Annotated in this window: 6 protein-coding genes and 1 pseudogene; 3 read left to right on the top strand and 4 right to left on the bottom strand. The window is 71.0% G+C overall.

What is annotated here, in order from left to right; all coding sequences use genetic code 11:
• The 4 genes and pseudogenes from G4D87_RS31940 to G4D87_RS31925 all read right to left on the bottom strand — a co-directional run.
• Positions 1–1,701, bottom strand: a pseudogene (locus G4D87_RS31940) (CHAT domain-containing protein); the annotation flags it as partial.
• 58 nt (positions 1,702–1,759) lie between these two features.
• Entirely contained in the window at positions 1,760–2,290 is a 531-nt protein-coding gene (locus G4D87_RS31935) for a hypothetical protein (protein ID WP_240358778.1), read from the bottom strand.
• A 31-nt stretch (positions 2,291–2,321) separates the two neighbouring features.
• Complete coding sequence (locus G4D87_RS31930) at positions 2,322–3,056, bottom strand: hypothetical protein (RefSeq protein ID WP_240358777.1); 735 nt, start codon at positions 3,054–3,056, stop codon at positions 2,322–2,324.
• A complete protein-coding gene (locus G4D87_RS31925) occupies positions 3,053–3,574 on the bottom strand; it encodes an RNA polymerase sigma factor (RefSeq protein WP_163786469.1) in 522 nt (173 codons plus the stop codon). Before G4D87_RS31925 ends, G4D87_RS31930 begins: the two co-directional genes overlap by 4 nt.
• 333 nt (positions 3,575–3,907) lie before the next feature.
• On the opposite strand from G4D87_RS31925, the gene G4D87_RS31920 reads away from it, so the two are divergent.
• From G4D87_RS31920 to G4D87_RS31910, 3 genes are all read left to right on the top strand, one after another.
• A complete protein-coding gene (locus G4D87_RS31920; RefSeq protein WP_163786468.1) occupies positions 3,908–4,798 on the top strand; it encodes a lipoprotein TP_1001-related protein in 891 nt (296 codons plus the stop codon).
• A 132-nt stretch (positions 4,799–4,930) separates the two neighbouring features.
• Positions 4,931–5,791: a hypothetical protein gene (locus G4D87_RS31915; protein WP_240358775.1), complete on the top strand. Its 861-nt coding sequence runs from the start codon at positions 4,931–4,933 to the stop codon at positions 5,789–5,791.
• 153 nt (positions 5,792–5,944) lie between these two features.
• A partial coding sequence (locus G4D87_RS31910; protein WP_163786466.1) for a LysM peptidoglycan-binding domain-containing protein occupies positions 5,945–6,125 on the top strand: 181 nt, incomplete at its 3' end.

The following is a 6,125-nucleotide window of genomic DNA, read 5'->3' as shown; positions in this document are numbered from 1 at the left end:
CAGCCACGCCCCCCCCGCCGACGTCCCACTGAGGTCCTCGTCGTCCCCCACGAGGAAGGCCAGCAGCGCCTCGTCCTCCCCCAGCCCCTGCTCCACGGACGCCAATGAGGCGAACTCCCGCGCGCCGTGGCGAGGCGCTGGGCGCAGGTCCCGCTCGCGGCGCTCCAGCTCCTGGAGTTCCTTCAGGGCCGCCTCGCGTCCAGCGTTCGCGAGCGACGGGTCCAAGAGCTGGCGTTGGACCGCCACCAGCCGCGACTGCACCTCGCTGCGCTGCGCCCGGCGCTCGGGCGTGTCCCCGGAGTCCGCGAGTGCGCGAAAGGCGACCAGGGCATCGAGCAGCGTCCTGGCCCGGAGCCGCTCACTCACGGCGAAGGCCCGCGACACGGCCTCCCCGAAGGGGAGCGTGGCGGGCTTGCCCGTCGCGCCGCCGGCCTCCAACGTCCAGCCCGCGAGCCGGTGGTAGTCGCGGGCCCACGTCGCGAACAGCTCCGCCTGGCTGGAGGCATCGCTCTGCGTCTGGCGCAGGGACTCCAGCGCGTCCAGGGCGCGCTCCGCATGCGCCAGTGCCTGGGGCAAGGGTTGTGTCCGGTACGCCACCGTGCCGCGGCCTCGAAGGGCCAGCGCGAGGAACAGCGGGTCGTCTCCTTCGGAGGCCAGGCGCAGCGACGCCTCCGAGTCCTGAATGGCTCCGGCCGGGTCCACGTCTGCCCGCCGCTCCGCGCGCGTCCAGAGACACGCCAGCCGCCGCTCGTTCGAATCCAGCGACTCCGCGAGCGCCATGCACCGCTCCAGGAGCGCGTCCGCCTCACGGCGCTCCTCGGGGGTGTCTCCCAACAGGTCCGCCGTGAGGCGCACCGCCCGGGCCACCAGCGTTGGGTTCCCCGCCCGCTCCGCGGCGGCCAGGGCCTGCCGCGCCAGCGCCAACGCTCGCGTCCGGTCCTCCGGCACGTGGTCACGCTCGAGCCGCCGCAGCGCGACGTTGGCGAGCGTGAAGCGCGCATGCGCTTCCAGGAAGAGGTCACCCGTGCTCCGGGTCAACTCCACCAACCGGGCATTGACGTCCGAGGCTTCCTCCAGCTGGCCCAGCCGCTCGCTCACCGTGCTCATGACGGACAGGTACTGCTTCTTCAGCCCGTCCGCGCCGTCCGGGAAGACGAGCGGCTCGGCGCGCTTGAGCACACGGAAGGCCCGTCCCAGGTCGAGCGCCACCTCGTAGAGCTGGCTGGCCTCGACGATGAGCGCGCGGGCGTGGAGCTCTGGCCGGCCGGAGGCGCTCGCCACCTCCACCACGCGCCGCGTCCAATCCCAGGCCTCCTGGGTGCGCCCTTGTGCCAGGAGGATGGCGCGCAGGTTGATGGCCGCCAGCACCTCGCCCTCCGCATCCTGGAGCCGGCGGAACGTCTGCGCCGCGTGGCGATAGGGACCTTCCGCCGCCTTGCGGCTGGACAGCATCCCGACATGCCCGAGCACCAGGGGCAGCCAGCCGTGGTCGGGGTGACGCGCCATCAGGGCCGTCAGCTCGCGCACGACAGCGTCACGAGCGGAAGCGACCTGGGCACACTGGTAGAAGCACATCGCCGCTTCCCGGCCCTCTGGCCGCGCGGAGAAGCGCTCCCGGCACGCCTCGAGCGCGGGAGGCTGGGGAGGGCCTGGCGCCGCGGAGAAGGCCAGGCCCGGACACACCGAGAGCAGGGTCCCCATCAGGAAGGTGAGGAGCCTGCTGTTGCTTCTTTCGGACCGGTGCGTCCGGAGCGACACGTCAGCGGGTGGGCGGCGGGGTGACGGGCTCGCACTTGAGCGTCACGGGCCCAGGGGGAGGAGGCGGGGGCCTGGGCATCGCCAGCTCGAAGTAGCAGTTCTGGGGCCAGGTCCAGGAGTCTGGATCCATGACGGACCAGCGCTCCACCGTCACCACCGCCACGGAGAGGGTCTTCCCGCTCACCGTCGCGATGGCGCGCGCGAACAGCGGGTCCGCGGTGCGCGCCACGTAGCTCAGGCGCAGGGGCGCATCCGGGTCCACCACACCCTTGGTCTGCGCGACGACGTCACCCGCGGGGCCGACGAGCTGGAGCGTCACGGACTGGCTCGCGCCGGTGCGGACACCCGCCTCCGTCACCGAGGCCACCACCTGGTCTCCCGCCTCGCCGTGGCTGGCATCCGTCTTCACCGCGCGGGTGACGGGCGCCGACTGACTCCAGGCCTGCCCTGCCCCACCGGCCACTCCCATCAGGAGCGCCATCAGTCCCGCGCGCATCCACTGTCGTGTCTTCATGCCCAGCTCCGCTTTCATGAGGCCCTCCATGGGCTCCGGACCGCCCGTTTCACTCCAGCCGGTTGACGAACGTGGCGCCGCGAAGCACCTGCCCGTCCGGCAACCGCGCTTCCACCTGCCACAGCAACGTCGCTCCCGGCTTCACCGGCGCCAGCACCTCGGAAGGCACCCGGTACTCACGCGTCTCCAGCGAGTCCACGCGGTGAACCCAGCTCAGGTCCTCCGTGGACAACCGCACCGACCAGCGGGTTCCCTCGGGGCCGCCGCTCCAGCGCAGCACACAGGCGTCGCGCTTGAGCGGCACCGCCTCTGGCACCTGGGAGACGACCGCCGCCGTGTCGCCGCCACGCAGCCGCGGCTGCTCCGGTTCTTCCCGCATCACCACGCCCACCACGATGAGGGCCAGGGCCGCGGTCGCCGCCACACCCCACAGGGGCTGGCTCCAGGCGAAGCGGAACCGGCGCTTCTGCCGCGCTTCACCATCGCCGCGCCGGGTGCGCGGACGGTCCACCCAGGGCGCCACGGGAGGCGCGGCCTCCGCGGCGGAGCGCGTCAGTTCGTTCGCGAGCCGCCAGGCCGCCGCCCAGGCCGGGTCCGCCGCCACGCGCTCGATGACCGCGTGGCGCTCTTCGGCGGGCAGCTCGCCGCTCACCGCGCGCCAGACGAGGTCCGCATCCACCGGCGCCTCCGCGCGCTCCACCGGGTCCTCGGCGCGCACGGCGGCGCGCAGACGTTCGACGGTGGCGGCATCGGGCTTCGTCTCGTCGCGTCCTCGCTCGCTCACGGCTCGAATCCCTTCGCGGAGAGGCACAGGCGCAGCGCGGCCAGGCCCCGGTAGATGAGGTTCTCGGTGCGCTTGTCGTCCCAGCCCAACAGCCGCGCGGACTCCGGCACGCTGTGGCCCTGCAGGTACAGCGTCACCGCCAGCCGGCGGTCCTGGACCAGCTTGCGCAGACAGTCGCGCACGGCCTGGGCAATCTGGGAGCCTCCCGCGGCCTTCTCCGGGTCGCCCGATGCCACCGGCGGCTCGGACAGCGACTCCACCACTTCCAGCTGGACCTCACGGCGGCGTGACACGTTGCGCAGCTCGTCCACCAGCGCGGTGTAGGCGACGCGGTACAAGTAGGCGGAGGTCAACCGGCCGCGGTCGGGCTCGCGCCGTTGCAACTCCATGACGCGCATCATCGCCGTCTGCACCAGGTCATCCCGGCGATCGGCCATGTGGGGCGGACACACCCGGGCCACCGCACGGGCCAGGTCCTCGCGCAGCTGCTCCAGCACCTCCGCGGGGAGAGAGACCATGGCCTGTGCCGGCCCGTGCCGTGGCTCCACGTGGAAGTTCCTCCGAGGTGCATTCATGGTCATCGAAAGGTCCCTCCCACGGCAAGCGCGGTGGCGGATTCGGCGCGTATTCCGGGTGCCTGGACGACTACGGTAGGGCTGTCACTCCAACGGCAAGCAGTGCCAGGACTGCGAGCGTGGTGAAGGTGTAGAGCTGCGAAGCCACGGGCTCCTCGGCGTAGCGGCACCAGGCCGCCGGATTGACGGACCGTCGTGCGCGCCTTGCCTCCTGAACGGGGGATGGGCTTTTTTCCCCTCACCTCTCTGCCCCTCTTACATCCAGGAATTTCCACCATGCTCCATCCGCACCGGCGCTCACGCGTCCTGGCCGTCGCCCTGCTCCCACTCCTCTCCGCCTGTTCCTCGTCCGAATGCACGGAGAACCGCGACTGCATGTCCCGTGGACCGGACATCGTCTGCGTGGAGGAGACTTGCGTTCAGGCCTCCGCGGAAGACTCCGGCGTGGACGCGGGTTCGACGGACTCGGACGATGGTGGCGTGGACGTGGACGCGGGCTCGGGTGATGCCGGCGCTCCGGACTCGGGCACGGATGCAGGGAGCTCCGCGCCAGAGGCCTCGCTGCGCATCACGGAGATCAACCCGTACGTCCAGCAGGAGCTCATCGAGCTGGTGGCCGTCACCGGCGGTTCGCTGACGGGCCTCTCCCTCAAGGAGCTCACCAACTCCGACTTCACCTTCACCTTCCCCCAGGGCTACACGGTGGAGACAGACGCCGTGCTGGTTCTCCACCTTCGCGGCGCCTGCACGGATGCCCCTGGGAACCCGGCCTCCTGTGGTCAGGCCGCCCCCTTCACCGCCGGGGCATGGGACTTCAGCGTGCCGGGCTCGCTGAGCTACTCCGGCAAGGTCTTCGAGCTCTTCGCGTCGGATGGCACGCCCATCGACGGCGTTCCCTTCGTCCGGGCCTCCGGGGAGATGCCGTCCACCATCGTCGCCGCGGTCCAGCGCCTGCAAGCAGACCGCGTCTGGGACCCGACGCCTTGTGTGCATGACCTCCAGACAGGGTTCGCCCGCGACCGGTACTGCCGCAACATCGCGGTGGACTGGTCCAACATGAACGCGGACGCGAACGTGATGCGCATCGCCGGGGACTCGCCGCTGACGACGCCCGGGACTCGGACGCAGTGGAGCGGCCCCCTGCCTTCACGCTGGGGCACCTCCTAGCGAGGTCGGCGCCAGACGCCGCGAGGTGAGCCCATGTCGCGGCACGGACGCTCGTATTATACGCCTCGCATGACTCCCACCGAGGCGCGGAAGACCGCGCCGTCCTGGCTGCTGCTCCTGCCACTTCCCGCCATGCTCCTGGGCGCCTTCGTCGCATGGCGAAGTGGCGCCCCCATCGCCGCCTTCGCCATCAATGCGACGGCGGCGGCCCTCGGTGCCGGCGTGGCGGCCATGGCAGGGCGCCTGTCGAGCGCGACACTCCCGCGAGTCTCCGGCCCCCTCGCGGTCATCGCGGTGCTGCTCACCGCCTCGACACTGCTCTTTCCGGGACTCGACGGCGTTCATCGATGGATGGGGCTGGGGCCGATACGCCTCCACGCTTCCGCCGTGGTGGTGCCGTGGGTGCTCCTCGGGATGAGTGAAGCGCTGCACCGGCGCTTCTCCGTCGCCGCCGTCCTCGCCGTGGGGTTATCGGCCGTCCATGCCGCGCAACCCGACGCGGGCCAGGGGACCGCCTTCGCGCTGGCTGCGAGCACCCTGCTCGCCCGTGCGCACTCGACGCACTGGCTCCAGCGTGCCGTCAGTTGCACCGGCGTTCTCCTCATCGGCTTCGGTGCATGGCTCCAGCCGGACCCACTCGCCGCGGTCCCTCACGTCGAACGCATCCTCCAACTGGCCGCCAGTCTGTCGCCCGTACTCGGCATCCTGGCAGGGGGCGCGCTCGCCCTGCTCCTGCTGCCCGCCGCGACAGGCACCGGCCTCGGGAAGACGAGCGGTGGCCTTGGAATCCCCCTCGCGACCAGTCTCTTCGTCTACATCGCCGCGACACTCTGCGTGCCAATGCTCGGAAACTTCCCGGTCCCCGTCATGGGAGCAGGGGCCGGTCCTGTTCTGGGTTGGTACATGGCAACAGGGATTCTCGCGGCGTCCAGACGGCAGCTGACTCCGTGGCACCTGCCGCCCTGCAACAGGGCCATCACCGAGCCAGGTTGAACCCGGCCCCGCCTCGACGGCCGGGCGCTCGGAGGCAGGCCCGAGGCATTCCACCCTGGGCGGAATGTCACAACTCTGAAACCATTCCCAGAATCTTGGAAGGGCGCCGCAACTCTGCCGGGGACCTCCTGACAATGGGAGCAGGAGGTTCCTATGTCCAACTACCGCATCCGCCCTGGTGACACCCTCTCTGGCCTGGCTGCCCGTTTCGGCACCACCGTGTCGAAGCTGGCCCGTGACAACAACATCAAGAACCCTGACCTCATCTACGCGGGGAATACGCTGCGTATCGGGCACTCCGGCCGTGACAGCTTCGACGCGGGCGGGGGCCGTC

Source organism: Myxococcus vastator, assembly GCF_010894475.1.
Taxonomy (GTDB): Bacteria; Myxococcota; Myxococcia; order Myxococcales; family Myxococcaceae; genus Myxococcus; species Myxococcus vastator.
Note: the sequence above shows the minus strand (reverse complement) of the source record. Positions and strands in the feature narration are given on the sequence as shown.

What these genes read in the sequence shown, in the direction of transcription:
- G4D87_RS31935 (WP_240358778.1), bottom strand. Translation starts at nt 2,290, where the DNA reads ATGAAAGCGGAGCTGGGCATGAAGACACGACAGTGGATGCGCGCGGGA.
- G4D87_RS31925 (WP_163786469.1), bottom strand. Translation starts at nt 3,574, where the DNA reads ATGGTCTCTCTCCCCGCGGAGGTGCTGGAGCAGCTGCGCGAGGACCTG.
- G4D87_RS31920 (WP_163786468.1), top strand. Translation starts at nt 3,908, where the DNA reads ATGCTCCATCCGCACCGGCGCTCACGCGTCCTGGCCGTCGCCCTGCTC.
- G4D87_RS31915 (WP_240358775.1), top strand. Translation starts at nt 4,931, where the DNA reads ATGCTCCTGGGCGCCTTCGTCGCATGGCGAAGTGGCGCCCCCATCGCC.